Raw genomic sequence first — 12,233 nt, forward strand, 5'->3', positions numbered from 1 at the left:
CGGGCCGGTCAGGACGCCCCGGTGACCACGTCGCGCAGCGGACGGTCGTCGTCACCGTGGTAGTAGCGGACCTCCACGTCCGGCAGCTCCCGCTGCAACTCGTGCGCCAGCGCCAGACCCTCGGCGGCCCACGCGTCGTCCGCCCGATCCTCGTCGCGGGTCCCGTACCGCTCGAACGTCTCGTTCCACGCCCGCAGCCGCCGCACCAGCGACTCCGAGACGCCGTGATCGGCCAGCGACACCGGTGAGCCGCTGCCCCGCGGCCGCTCCCACACCGGATCGTGGACGCCGTACTCCGCCATCACCAGCAGCGTCGTCGGCCCGTCGTCCGCACCGTCCGGCCCGAAGGCGTACCACCCGAACTCGAAGCCGGGCCGGCGCGCGCCCTCGATCTCCGCGAGCAGGTCCAGCAGCAGCGCCCGGTCCCGCGCGGGCGTGGCCCAGTCAGCGTGTCCGCGCAGGAAGATCTGGGCCGTGGCCATCGCCTGCGGCCCGAGCAGGTGGCCGACATGGTCCTGAAGGAACTGGAGCACCTCGTCGGGCACCCCGCCACGCCGATAGGCGTCCTCGGCGAGCAGCCAGGCCTGCAGCGCCCCGAGCGCCTCGGCCGTCTGCCGCCCGTCCGCCGCTGCCTGCCGGAAGTCCACCTCACGATCCTGGCAGCCCGCACCGGGCCGCGTAGGCGTCCCGGGCGGATCCGGCAATCATGTGACGGCGGCGACGCCTTTGGCCGGGCCGCCCGACAGGCCGTGGACGTGCGGCTGGAACAGGCCGTCACCGGCTAGAGCGGGGTGCAGTGTCGCGTGGCCGGTTCCCGCAGCCCGGGCGGCGGCACGCCCGTCACGGCGCCTCACGCATCCTAGGAGGCTGGACCGCTTGCCTGGCCCTGCCGGTCCCAGGATGACCGGGTCCTCCCTACCGGCGGCGCCGCGCGGCATGGTGGTGGCATGAACCACGACCTGCCCGGCGGGCGCTACCGCGTCGGCGACCTCGACCTCACCCGTTTCGGCTACGGCGCGATGCAGCTCGCCGGGCCCGGCGTCTTCGGCCCGCCGAAAGACCGCGACGCCGCGATCGCCGTCCTGCGCACCGCCGTCGACCTGGGCATCAACCACCTGGACACGGCCGACTTCTACGGCCCGCACGTGACCAACGAGATCATCCGCGAGGCCCTCGCCCCCTACCCGGACGATCTGCACATCGTCACCAAGGTCGGCGCCCGCCGCGACGAGACCGGCGGCTGGCCGCACGCCCGCAGCCCGCGCGAGCTGCGCGACCAGGTCCACGACAACCTGCGCCGCCTCGGCCTGGACACCCTCGACGTGGTCAACCTGCGGGTCGGCGGCTTCGACCGGCCCGAGCCGGGCTCGATCGCGGAGATGTTCGGCACCCTCGCCGACCTGCGCCGCGAGGGCCTGATCCGGCACCTGGGGCTGAGCACGGTCAGCGCCGAGCAGGTCGCCGAGGCGCAGGCCATCGCCCCGGTCGTCTGCGTGCAGAACTTCTACAACCTGGCGAACCGGGAGGACGATCCGCTGATCGACGCGCTGGCCGCGCAGGGCATCGCCTACGTGCCCTATTTCCCGCTCGGCGGCTTCAGCCCGCTGCAGACCGCCGAGTTGCGGCGGGCCGCCGACGACCTCGGCGCGACGCCGATGGCGGTCGCGCTCGCCTGGCTGCTGCGGCGCTCCCCGAACATCATGCTGATTCCCGGTACGTCGTCGGTCGCCCACCTGCGGGAAAACCTCGCCGGAGCGGCCCTCGACCTGCCGGCCGGCCTGTTCTAGAGATCCTTGGCGAGGTTGCGGCCGGTCTCGACGAAGCCCAGCGCCTCGTACAGGGCGCGGGCGCCGGTGTTGTGGGCGAAGACGTGCAGGCCGATCCGGGTCAGTCCGCGCTCCCGGCACCAGCGCTCGACAGCCTGCATGATCGCCCGGCCGTGACCCTGCCGGCGCAGGTCCGGCTCGACAGCCACGTTGTGGACGAACGCGGCGCCGTGCTCCACCTTGATCCAGAGGAAGCCGACCCGGCGGTCACCGTCATGGGCGTACCAGAGATGGTTGTCCGCGGTGGCGAAGCCGCCGGGCAGCAACCGCTGATAGGTGTCGGCGGCGAAACGGGCCGCATCGTGCGGTGACCGGCCGGACGCGATGACGCTCCGGGTGTAGTGCGCCTCCGCGTCGGCCCGCCACGACCGGTACTCCTCCTCGGTCATCGGCTCCAGCCGCACCCCGGTCACATCGACCCGCCGGGCGGCGTGCCGGGGCGCACCAGCCGCGGCGCGGCCTGCACGAACCGCCCGAAACCAGGCAGCAGCCGCTCGGTGACCAGGCGCCCGGCCATCAGCGACGCGGCCGACCGCCGGCGCCGCTCGGCGAGCACCGCGGCCAGGAAGTAGTACGGCGGGGTGCCCGGCGGTGGCGGTGGCGTCACCCGGGCGCCCACCTCACCGGCGAGCAGGTGCATCAGCGCGGTGCGGTGCGGCTCGGCCAGGTCACCGAAGCGGGACAGCAGCTGCCGCACCTGCCCGGCCAGCTCGTCGTCGACCGCGGCCAGGTCCAGCCCGGCCGCCCACGGGGCCAGGCCGACCGGCATGGCCGGCACGAAACGGAACGACATCGGCCGCCGCTCGTGCACCACGATCGTGCCGGCCGCGAGATCGCCGAGACGCCGGCCCTGCGCCGAGAACAGCATCACGGCCAGCGCCACCACCCAGGTCACCAACGGCAGCAGCAGGCCGGGCCACTCGATGGCCAGGCCGACCAGGGCGCGGGTGAAGGCGTGCCGGGCCCGGATCGGACCGCCGTCCTCGCGGATCACCCGCAGGCCCATCGCCGACTTGCCGAGGCTGCGGCCGTTGGTCCGGGTCTCGACCAGCGTCGGATAGCCGAGCAGGACCAGCACGATCGCGATCCGCACCGTCGCCGCGTACAGCGCGTCGTCGACGATGCTCTCCGGCAGGGTGGCCAGCACCGCGCTGCCGACCATGGACAGGACGAGGGCGATGACCGCCTGCACCAGGATGTCGATGCCCAACGCGATGGCCCGGGAACCGAGCCGGGCCGGGCGCAGGTCGAGGGCGACCGCCTCGGCGGTGACCAGGTCGGTGGCTGCTGCTGTCACCCGCACAGCGTCCACTACGCTTCCGCACAACGAACCGGCGGGGGCGGCAGAACTCATGATGGATCTCGACGCGTATCTGGCCGAGCGCGGCGGCGAGTGGCGGCGGCTGGAGCTGCTCGCCGGCCGGGCCAAGGACCTCAACCCGGGCGAGCTGGACGAGCTGGTGGTGCTCTACCAGCGGGCGGCCACCCACCTGTCGGCGCTGCGCAGCCGCAACGCCGATCCGGTGCTGCTGGCCGACCTGTCCCGGCTGGTGCTGGCCGGGCGGGCCGCGGTGACCCGTACCTCCGGCGGCTTCTCCCTGCGACCGCTGGCCGACTTCTTCGCCTACCGCCTGCCCGGCGCGCTCTTCCGGACCCGGGCCTGGTGGGGCACGGTGGGCGTGGTGCTGGTCACGGTGACCGCGGCGATGGTGTGGTATCTGGCCGACCACCCGGACGCGCTGGCCGCCTTCGTCTCCGGCGACCAGATCGAGGACATCGCCGGCCGCAGCTTCGTCAGCTACTACAGCGAGTACCGGGCGCAGAACTTCGCGCTGCAGGTATGGACGAACAACGCGCTGCTGACCGCCCAGTGCCTGGCCGCCGGGGTGCTCATCCTGCCGGTGCTCTACCTGCTCTGGGGCAACCTGCTCAACACCGGGGTGCTCGGCGCGGTGATGGTCAGCCGCAACGCCGGTGACACCTTCCTGATCTATCTGGCCCCGCACGGCCTGCTGGAGATCACCTGCCTGTTCGTCGGCGCCGGGGTCGGGCTGCGGATCGGCTGGGCGTGGATCGCGCCGGGGCCGTCCCGGACCCGCCGCCAGTCGCTGATCGACTGGTTCCGGGAGGGCATGGTGATCGCGGTCGGCCTGGTGGTGGCGCTCGCGGTGGCCGGCTGCCTGGAGGCGTTCGTCACCCCGTCCGGGCTGCCGGCCGTGGTCCGGGTCGGCATCGGCGCCGTGGTCTGGCTCGGCTTCCTCTGGTACGCCCTGCTCTGGGGCCGGCGGGCGGACGCCCGGGCGCCGGCCGGCCCGGACCACGCGGACCTGCCGACCGCCTGAGCGCTCAGAGCCGGCCGCTGGCCTTGAGCAGCAGGTAGACGTCGGCCACCCGGCTCGCGAAGTCGGCCGCGTCGGCGTCGACCACGGTCGCCCCGGACCGGCCCAGCACGTCGCGCACCCGGTCCCGTTCGGCGAGCACCCGCTCGGCGGCCGCGGCCGTGTGCACGTCCGCGGCGGTCGGCGTGGCCGGCAGCGCGGCCAGCCGGGCCACCTGCGGATCGCGCACCCCGGCCACCACCACCTTGTGCCGGGCGGCCAGCCGCGGCAGCACCGGCAGCAGGCCCTCGATCATCGGGGCGGTGTCCAGCGCCGTGAAGATCACCACGAGGGCGCGCTTGCGGTCCCGGCGCAGCAGCTCGCGGCCCAGCAGCGTGAAGTCGGTCTCGGCCAGGGCCGGTTCCAGCGAGGCCATGCCGTCGATCAGCCGGGGCAGCTGGGTGCGGTGCCCGCCGCCCTCGACCCGGACCCGGATCTCGGTGTCCAGGGCGAGCAGGTCGACCCGGTCGTCGGCGCGGGCGGCCAGCACCGACAGCAGCAGGGCCGCGTCGATCGCGTTGTCCAGCCGGGGCGCGTCGCCGATCCGGACCGCCGACGTGCGGCCGGTGTCCAGCACGCAGTAGACGCGCCGGTCGCGTTCCGGGCGCCAGGTGCGGACCACCACGTCGTGATGCCGGGCGCTGGCCCGCCAGTCGATCGACCGGACGTCGTCGCCGATCACGTACTCGCGCAGCACGTCGAACTCGGTGCCGTGGCCGCGGCCGCGGGTGACCACGGCGCCGTCCAGGACCCGGATCCGGGCGAGTTTCTCCGGCAGGATCCGGCGGGACGGGAAGCGGGGCAGCACCCGCAGCGTCCACGCCGGGGTCTGCCGGTCGTTGAACGCCCGGCGCCGCTGCCGGTAGGCGAGACCGAGCGGTCCGTACGACCGGGTGGTGACCCGCACCGCGGGCCGGTCGCCGTGCCGGGTCGGCGTCAGTGTCGTGGTGACCGTGCCCTCCCCGCCCGGCGCCAGCTCCAGGCTGTGCCGCAGCGGCCCGGCGCCGGCCGACGGCACCCAGCTGTCCCGCAGGCCGACCCGGACGGTGCGGTCCGAGGTGTTGGTGACGGTCAGCCGGGTGGTGGCCGGGTGGCCGAGCCAGACCGTGCGGTCGCCGTCGCGGCGCAGCCGCAGCCCGTTCAGCGGGCCGGCGACGGCCAGGTCGGCCAGGGCCAGCCCGCCGGCCAGGATCAGCACCACGGCCAGTCCCAGCCACGGCGACGGCAGCAGCGCCGGCAGCGGCAGTCCGGCCGCGAGCAGCCCGGCGAAACGCCTGGTGATCATCAGCGCGGCGCCGGCACCGAGGCCAGGACGGCGGCCAGCACCGACTCGACGGTCACCCCGTCCAGCTCGGCGTCGGCGCGCAGCCGGATCCGGTGTCGCAGGGTCGGCAACGTGTAGCCCTTCACATCGTCGGGCACCACGTAGTCGCGGCCGTTCAGCCAGGCGTGCGCCTTGGACGCGGCCAGCAGCGCGGTCGCACCGCGCGGGGACGCGCCCAGCTCCAGCGCCGGGGCCACCCGGGTGGCCCGGCACAGGTCGACGACGTAGGCGAGCACCGGGTCGGCGACCTGCACCCGCTGCACCGCGGCCCGGCCGGCGGCCAGGTCGGCGGCGCCGGCCACCGCGCTCACCCCGGCGGCCTTGAGGTCGCGCGGGTCGAAGCCGTGGTGGTGGGCGCGCAGCACGTTCAGCTCGGCGTCGCGTTCCGGCAACGGCACCACGAGCTTGAGCAGGAAGCGGTCCAGCTGGGCCTCGGGCAGCGGGTAGGTGCCCTCGTACTCGATCGGGTTCTGGGTGGCGGCGACCAGGAACGGCTGGGGCAGCAGCCGGGCCGTGCCGTCCACACTGACCTGGCGTTCCTCCATCGCCTCCAGCAGGGCCGCCTGCGTCTTCGGCGGCGTCCGGTTGATCTCGTCGGCGAGCAGCAGGTTGGTGAAGACCGGGCCGGCCCGGAAGTTGAACGCGGCGGTCCGCGAGTCGTACACCAGCGAGCCGGTGACGTCGCCGGGCATCAGGTCGGGGGTGAACTGCACCCGCTTGGTGTCCAGGTCGAGGGCGGCGGCCAGGGTGCGCACCAGCAGCGTCTTGGCCACCCCGGGAACGCCCTCGAGGAGCACGTGGCCGCCGCAGAGCAGCGCCACCACGACGCCGCCGATCACCGCGTCCTGGCCGACGACGGCCTTGCCGACCTCGGCGCGCAGCCGGCCCAGGGCGAGGCGGGCTTCTTGGGCATCGGGGGTCACGGCTGGTCTCCTTCAAATCCGGTGATCTCGCGTACCAGGTTCTGCACGGCGGCGGCGGCCGAGACCAGCTCGTCGTCGTTGTCGGGGTGGAAGTCGGCGAGGATCTCGCGGATGTCGTCCTCGTCGTATCCGGAATGCTCGGCCAGGTCGGCGAGCAGCGCCCCGGGCGGCAGGCCCAGGTGCGCCGTGATCCGCCGGCGGGCCGCGGACCGCAGCAGGCCCAGCGACTCGTCGCGGGCCCGGGCCCGCTGGTAGAGCCGGGCATGCCCGAGCATCGTCTCGTTCGACGGCACCCGGGACGGCAACGGCTCGCTGACCGGTGTGCCGAGCCGGCGCGCGGCCGCCCCGGCCAGCGCCAGCAGGGCCAGCGCGAGCAGGGCGACGGTCGCGAAGACGGCCGGCGGGAACGCCTGGAACAGCGGGTCCGGCTCGCCGCCGCCCCGCGCCTGGTCATCGTCGCCGCCACCGCCGGGACCCGCCGGGGTCCGCCGCGGCGCCCGGTCGGGCCGGGCGGTCTCCCGCTCCCGGGTCGGCGGCGCGGCGTACGGGTCCTCGGTGTCCTCGTCGGTCGGCGTCGTGGCCGGTGCCGGCGGGGTGTCCCGCCGGTGCTGGTCCAGCCAGACCACCCGGGAGGTGCGTGCCAGCAGCCCTACCGCGAGCGCCTCGTTGCCGTGCTCGCCGATCCGGTCGTTGCGGAACGGGTCGGCCGCCCCGATCACGGTGACCGCGGCCTGCCCGGCCGGCACGTCGAGCAGCGAGCCGTCGTAGCAGCTGGTCGCCGCCGCGGAGGTGTAGCGCAGGCCGTGCACGCCGGCCCGCCCGGCGCCGGTGGCCAGCGGATCGGCACAGTCGGGACTGGCGACCTCGGTGGTCCACCGGGAATCCCGCACCCGCACCGGCCACGGCGTCGCGGTCAGCTGCGCCTGCTCGGGGGCGACGACGACGATCCGGATCCCGGCCCGGCCGTCGGGCAGGCTGATCCGGGCCAGGTCGGCGATCGCCGGGGTGGTGACGAACAGGGTGGCGTCCCCGCCGGCGAGCGCGGCGATCGCCTCGTCCGAGGTGGTCTCCCGGACGATGCCGACCCCGCGCCCGCGCAGCAGGCCGGCGAGCCGGTCGGCGCCGATCCCGGCGCTGCTGACCGGCGACAGGAAGTCGCTGTCGTCCTGATCGGGCTGCTCGATCGCGTGGACGATCAGGGTGCCGGCGACCAGCGCGAACAGCACCGCCAGCGGGATCACGACGCGCAGGCGGCGTCTCTTGACGGTCACGGTCGCGGCCCTCCCGGCACGGTGGTGAGGGCGGCACGGACCTCGTCGGTGAGCGTACGCATCCGGGCGTCGTGACCCGGCGAGGCCTCCCGCCGCCCGTACCAGATCTCGGAGAAGATCTCGGTGGCGCCGCCCAGCGGCGCGCTCACCACCGGCTGGCGCACCGCGGCGGCCGCGGCCAGCTCGGCCGCGGTGGCGCCCGGCTCCGGGGTGATCACGCCGGCCCGGGCGAGGTCGCGGACGGTGTCACGCAGCCGCTCCCGGATCGCCTCGGCATACCGCCCCTGCAGGGCGAACCGGTCGGCCAGGGACAGGCCGCCGATCGGCTGTGGCTCATCGGCCACCGGGTCGTCGTCGGGCACCGGCGACGGCCGCACGGGGTCCGGTTTCTTCCTGACCCTCCGCCGCCGCCGGAACCGGGGCAGTCGCCAGCGGGGGAACCGCGGCAGCCGGAAGCGCGGCAGCCGGGGCATCCGGGGCATCCGGCGCGGCACCCAGGACGGATACCAGTACCACAGGGCGGCGGTCAGACCCGCCACGATGATCAGGATGAGCAGCAGGACCCGGCCCGGCACCACGTCGAAGATCCGGCCGACGAACTCGTCGTAGCCCCTCATCGCGCGCCCGCCACCACGGCGGCGTCATCCTCGCCGCGCGCCCGGGCGCGGTGCAGCGCGATGTCCAGCCCCTCGGTCCGGATCCGGGCGTCCACCAGCAGCACCGCGTCGAGGCAGGCCAGCGCGGCGTAGGCCACCGTGTTCGCGATCCCCCAGGCGATCGGGACGACCCAGTCCAGCCAGCCGGCGTCGGCCACGTTGACGGCCAGCATGCCGGCCACCGCGATCCACCCGAAGCCGAGCGCCGCCCGGATGCCCAGCCAGGTCAGGTAGCCCAGAATCCGGACCCGCGCCACCCGCGCCCCGGTCCGCACCGACAACTGCCCGGACCGCACCACCGCGCGCACCGGGTTGACCCCGTCGAACGCCAGCATCGGCACGGCCAGCCCGAAAAGGCCGTAAAGCACGATCAACCCCACCAGGCCCAGGTACGCCAGGGGCCAGGCCGCCGCGGCCAGCACGACCGCGATCAGCAGGGCGGACCAGGGTGGCGTACGCCGTAACACCCCCCGGTTGGTCACCGAGCGGCCGACCAGGGCCGGCCCCGCGGCGGCCCCCGCATACGCCCCCAACAACGTGATGATCAGCACCTCGGTCGCCAGCCCGGTCGCCACCACCTGCCACCAGACGCCGAAGGCGCCCGGCTGCCCGCGATAGCCGTAATAGGGGTCGTAGCCCATGTCCGGCCAGTAGAACGGCGGCCGCAGATACAGCCCCGTCCGCAGCCGGTGCAGCAGCACCTGCTCGCCCGCCGCCAGCACGGCCGCCATGACCAGCAGCGGCAGGGCCCGCCGCCGCAACAACGCCACCGCGTTGTCCAGCGATTCCCCCGCGGTCGCCACCCGTAACGGCAGAACCGCCGCCCCCGCCTCACCCCGCATGGCGCGCATCCTAAGCGAGGGGTCCGACACCGCCTCGCGGCAGGTATGCCCGCCCTTTGATACGTCGCGGCCGCTTTCGTGGAGAAAGTCCACCGCTGCTCCTGGGCGCGGCGCCCGTCGGGGGTCTCGGCTGGGCCGGGTCGTCCCGCGCCGTAGCCGGTTGCCGGCAGCCCCGAGAACCGGCAGACCGGTGGCCGTGCCTCGCCGCGCCGGCGAGGCGGAATCAGGCGGAGCTGGGGCGCACGTCGATCACCGGTGCATCGCCGCGTCGGTCAGGCGGGGCGGATCCCAGGCCGGGTCGGGGCGGAAACCGGTGAAGGTGCCGTCGAACGGGAAGTCGCCCGCCTCGAGGAGCGTGATCAGCCGGGCTGCTTCGGCTTCGATCACGGCCGCCTCGGCGCTGTCGAAGTAGAGCGGATGGCCGGTCAGCTCGGCGAACTCGTCGGTGTCCTTCCACTCCCAGTTCCGGGCCGGGTCGGCGACGATGTCGAGGACCAGGTCGGTGGTCTCGACGCCGTCCTCCTGCCGGACCGCCGGTTTCTCCAGGTTGATGTACCACCCGGTGAACCCGCCGGCGACGAAGAACCACCAGACCGAGTATCCGGCGCCGGGCGGCATCAGGATCAGCACGTCGTTGCCACGCCAGGTGTGCCGGGCCAGCCGCGGATCCTGCATCAGGTCGGGGCTCACGTCGCGGGTGGTCCGCCCGTCCACATCGACCAGCCGGGCGAAGTCGCCGCCCTCGGGCGCCCAGAGCAGCAGCCCCGCGTCATCGTCCCGGATCACCCGCATCGGCTGCGCCCACGTGCGCCACGGCCCGCGCCGATACCGCCGAATGATGACCTGACCCGGCTCGAATCGCATGCCCGGCACAGTAACCGATCATGCGACCGCCCGGGTGGGTGCGTTCCAGCTGGTCAGCAGGCGCAGCGCGTCGTGGGCCGGGCTGCCGATCGGGGCGGTGTAGGTGACCAGCATCTGATCGGTCTCGCCGGGCAGGGTGAGCGTCTCATATCCCAGGGCCATCTCACCGACCGTGGGATGCCGCAGGACCTTGGTCCCGGACGCCTTCTCCTTGACCCGGCGGTCGGCCCACAGACGGGCGAACTCGGGGCTGGCGCCGGAGAGCTCGTCGACCATCGCGGCCAGCAGCGGGTCGCCCGGATGCCGTCCCGCGTCGAGCTGCAGGAACGCCACCGTCTCGGCCGCGACCTCGGTCCACTGCGGATAGAAGGTGCGCGCCGCCGGGTCGAGGAAGGCCTGCCTGGCGACGTTGCGCCGGTCGGCCGGCCAGGAGCTGAACCCGTTGACCGCGTCGCCGAGCGCATTCCACGCGAGCACGTCCATCCGCCGCCCGAGGATGAACGCCGGCACCGTCTCCATCATGTCGAGCAGCAGTCGCACGCCGGGCCGGACCCGCTGCCGGCGCACGGGGGCGATGGCCGGCCGGGCCAGGCGGTGCAGATGCCGCCGCTCGGTCTCGTCGAGCCCGAGGACGCGGGCGACCGCGTCGAGCACCGCATCGGACACGTTCCGCCCGCGGCCCTGCTCCAGCCGGATGTAGTAGTCCGGGCTGACCCCGGCCAGCTGGGCCAGCTCCTCGCGCCGCAGCCCGGGCACCCGGCGTCGGCCGAGCGCGGGCAGCCCCACGTCCTGCGGCTTGATCGCCGCCCGGCGTGCCCGCAGGAACGCCCCGATTTCCGCCTCCCCGTTCATGGCCCCATTCTGCCCCGGCGAGCACATCGGAGCCTGGTTCTGTCAGTCCTAGGCAACGGCGATCCCCGTATCGACGCACCCCTGCCTACCGCGCGGAAACCGGTCCAGGCTGGGCCGCATGAACACCTACGACCTGCGGGATCGCACCGCCGTCATCACCGGAGCCGCCAGCGGCATGGGCGCCGCCACCGCGGAGCTCCTCGCCGTCTCGGGCGCCCGCGTCCTCCTGCTCTCCCGCCGCCGTGACCGGCTCGAAGACCTGGCCGCCAAGATCATCGCCGGCGGTGGCCGGGCTCAGGCGCTGCCGGTCGACGTCACCGACCTGGACGCGGTCACGGCCGCCGCGGCGACGGCCGGCGAGGTGGATCTGATCGTCAACGCCGCCGGCGTGATGCTGCCCAATCCGATCGCCGACGGCCGCGCCGACGAGTGGGCCCGGATGATCGACACGAATCTGACCGGCGCGCTGCACGTGCTCCGCGCCTTCCTGCCGGGGCTGCGGGCCGCCGCGGCCGCCGGCCGCCCCGCCGACCTGGTCAACGTGTCGTCGATCGGCGCGCACGTGACCTTCCCGGGCTATGCGGTGTACGCGGCGACCAAGGCCGCGCTCACCCATCTCTCCGCGTCGCTGCGCACCGAGCTGGGCGCCGAGATGGTCCGGGTGACCAACCTGGAGCCCGGCCTGACCGGCACCGAGCTGGGCGACCACATCGACAACCCGGAGCTCGCCGGCCAGCTGGGCGGCATGTTCGAGCTGCTGCCGGCGCTGCGCGCCGACGACATCGCCGATCTGATCGCGTACGTGGTGTCCCGCCCCCGCCACGTCAACCTGCGCCAGGTGATCGCCCTGCCCACCCCACAGGCCTAGCTCGCCTCCACGGGCCTGCGTCACTCCCCGCAGGCCGGGCCGATCCCATACGCCATGACCAGCCCGCGGTCCGGGTCGGCCCAGCCGAGGCAGGCGTTCGAGCCGTTGTGCCCGAACGCCCGCCGGCTGCTGAGCCGCCCCATCCGCCGGGGCCGGTCCGGTTCGTTCTCATTGCCGCCCAGCGGGAAGCCCTGTCCGCTGAGCCGCGTATTCGATGGTCAACCCGTGCCTCCCACGCCGGAGGGTAGCCACCGGCGCGCCGCACAACGGATGAACCCGGCAACCCGCGGAACCTTTCCGGCACGCGTCGAGAAGATGGACGCAGATGAACGTCGTCGATGGCATCGACCGGGCGAATCTGGCCGAACACCGGACCGCGCGATCCGGATGGGCCAAGACTCATAGGCGTGTCAGCGAAGCGGACCGCGA

The 12,233-nt window shown here is 74.2% G+C and carries 13 protein-coding genes; 3 read left to right on the plus strand and 10 right to left on the minus strand.

The genetic code is table 11. From position 1 onward, the window contains the following. Positions 1 to 8: 8 nt before the first annotated feature. Positions 9 to 647 carry a hypothetical protein gene (locus ACSP50_RS21340; RefSeq protein ID WP_014691342.1) on the minus strand — a complete coding sequence of 213 codons (639 nt, stop codon included), beginning with the start codon at positions 645 to 647 and terminating at the stop codon, positions 9 to 11. A 300-nt stretch (positions 648 to 947) separates the two neighbouring features. On the opposite strand from ACSP50_RS21340, the gene ACSP50_RS21345 reads away from it, so the two are divergent. After that, complete coding sequence (locus tag ACSP50_RS21345) at positions 948 to 1,787, plus strand: oxidoreductase (RefSeq protein ID WP_014691343.1); 840 nt, start codon at positions 948 to 950, stop codon at positions 1,785 to 1,787. On the opposite strand, the gene ACSP50_RS21350 is transcribed toward ACSP50_RS21345, so the two are convergent. Both ACSP50_RS21350 and ACSP50_RS21355 read right to left on the minus strand, forming a co-directional pair. After that, complete coding sequence (locus ACSP50_RS21350) at positions 1,784 to 2,230, minus strand: GNAT family N-acetyltransferase (RefSeq protein WP_052311672.1); 447 nt, start codon at positions 2,228 to 2,230, stop codon at positions 1,784 to 1,786. The two genes, ACSP50_RS21345 and ACSP50_RS21350, sit on opposite strands and share 4 nt — an antisense overlap. A 5-nt stretch (positions 2,231 to 2,235) precedes the next feature. After that, positions 2,236 to 3,123 (minus strand): RDD family protein, encoded by an 888-nt coding sequence (locus ACSP50_RS21355; protein WP_043515009.1) that lies wholly within the window; start codon positions 3,121 to 3,123, stop codon positions 2,236 to 2,238. A 58-nt stretch (positions 3,124 to 3,181) separates the two neighbouring features. On the opposite strand from ACSP50_RS21355, the gene ACSP50_RS21360 reads away from it, so the two are divergent. Continuing rightward, positions 3,182 to 4,168: a stage II sporulation protein M gene (locus ACSP50_RS21360; protein ID WP_043515011.1), complete on the plus strand. Its 987-nt coding sequence runs from the start codon at positions 3,182 to 3,184 to the stop codon at positions 4,166 to 4,168. Between the two features lie 4 nt (positions 4,169 to 4,172). Here ACSP50_RS21360 and ACSP50_RS21365 read toward each other — a convergent pair whose 3' ends face one another. The 7 genes from ACSP50_RS21365 to ACSP50_RS21395 all read right to left on the minus strand — a co-directional run bounded on the left by ACSP50_RS21365 (position 4,173) and on the right by ACSP50_RS21395 (position 10,936). Beyond that, positions 4,173 to 5,489, minus strand: coding sequence for a DUF58 domain-containing protein (locus ACSP50_RS21365; RefSeq protein WP_014691347.1), 1,317 nt, complete (start codon positions 5,487 to 5,489; stop codon positions 4,173 to 4,175). Further along, positions 5,489 to 6,451: a MoxR family ATPase gene (locus tag ACSP50_RS21370; RefSeq protein WP_014691348.1), complete on the minus strand. Its 963-nt coding sequence runs from the start codon at positions 6,449 to 6,451 to the stop codon at positions 5,489 to 5,491. Before ACSP50_RS21370 ends, ACSP50_RS21365 begins: the two co-directional genes overlap by 1 nt. Next, on the minus strand, positions 6,448 to 7,722 hold the full coding sequence (locus ACSP50_RS21375) for a DUF4350 domain-containing protein (protein WP_014691349.1): 1,275 nt from the start codon (positions 7,720 to 7,722) through the stop codon (positions 6,448 to 6,450). The genes ACSP50_RS21370 and ACSP50_RS21375 overlap by 4 nt, the downstream gene beginning before the upstream one ends. Further along, the gene (locus ACSP50_RS21380) at positions 7,719 to 8,339 is read right to left on the minus strand and encodes a DUF4129 domain-containing protein (protein ID WP_014691350.1); all 621 of its coding nucleotides are present in this window, start codon (positions 8,337 to 8,339) and stop codon (positions 7,719 to 7,721) included. The genes ACSP50_RS21375 and ACSP50_RS21380 overlap by 4 nt, the downstream gene beginning before the upstream one ends. Then, on the minus strand, positions 8,336 to 9,220 hold the full coding sequence (locus ACSP50_RS21385) for a hypothetical protein (RefSeq protein WP_052311673.1): 885 nt from the start codon (positions 9,218 to 9,220) through the stop codon (positions 8,336 to 8,338). Before ACSP50_RS21385 ends, ACSP50_RS21380 begins: the two co-directional genes overlap by 4 nt. A gap of 249 nt (positions 9,221 to 9,469) precedes the next feature. Beyond that, complete coding sequence (locus ACSP50_RS21390) at positions 9,470 to 10,084, minus strand: DUF402 domain-containing protein (protein WP_014691352.1); 615 nt, start codon at positions 10,082 to 10,084, stop codon at positions 9,470 to 9,472. Between the two features lie 18 nt (positions 10,085 to 10,102). Continuing rightward, a complete protein-coding gene (locus ACSP50_RS21395; protein WP_043511870.1) occupies positions 10,103 to 10,936 on the minus strand; it encodes a helix-turn-helix transcriptional regulator in 834 nt (277 codons plus the stop codon). Positions 10,937 to 11,054: 118 nt separating this feature from the next. Here ACSP50_RS21395 and ACSP50_RS21400 point away from each other — a divergent pair, with 118 nt between their 5' ends. Next, the gene (locus ACSP50_RS21400) at positions 11,055 to 11,804 is read left to right on the plus strand and encodes an SDR family oxidoreductase (protein WP_014691354.1); all 750 of its coding nucleotides are present in this window, start codon (positions 11,055 to 11,057) and stop codon (positions 11,802 to 11,804) included. Positions 11,805 to 12,233 lie beyond the last annotated feature (429 nt).

The sequence above is a fragment of the Actinoplanes sp. SE50/110 genome (assembly GCF_900119315.1).
GTDB lineage: Bacteria > Actinomycetota > Actinomycetes > Mycobacteriales > Micromonosporaceae > Actinoplanes.

Coding starts and splice junctions, on each gene's coding strand:
- ACSP50_RS21345 (WP_014691343.1), top strand. CDS start 948: ATGAACCACGACCTGCCCGGCGGGCGCTACCGCGTCGGCGACCTCGAC.
- ACSP50_RS21360 (WP_043515011.1), top strand. CDS start 3,182: ATGGATCTCGACGCGTATCTGGCCGAGCGCGGCGGCGAGTGGCGGCGG.
- ACSP50_RS21365 (WP_014691347.1), bottom strand. CDS start 5,489: ATGATCACCAGGCGTTTCGCCGGGCTGCTCGCGGCCGGACTGCCGCTG.
- ACSP50_RS21380 (WP_014691350.1), bottom strand. CDS start 8,339: ATGAGGGGCTACGACGAGTTCGTCGGCCGGATCTTCGACGTGGTGCCG.
- ACSP50_RS21385 (WP_052311673.1), bottom strand. CDS start 9,220: ATGCGGGGTGAGGCGGGGGCGGCGGTTCTGCCGTTACGGGTGGCGACC.
- ACSP50_RS21390 (WP_014691352.1), bottom strand. CDS start 10,084: ATGCGATTCGAGCCGGGTCAGGTCATCATTCGGCGGTATCGGCGCGGG.
- ACSP50_RS21395 (WP_043511870.1), bottom strand. CDS start 10,936: ATGAACGGGGAGGCGGAAATCGGGGCGTTCCTGCGGGCACGCCGGGCG.
- ACSP50_RS21400 (WP_014691354.1), top strand. CDS start 11,055: ATGAACACCTACGACCTGCGGGATCGCACCGCCGTCATCACCGGAGCC.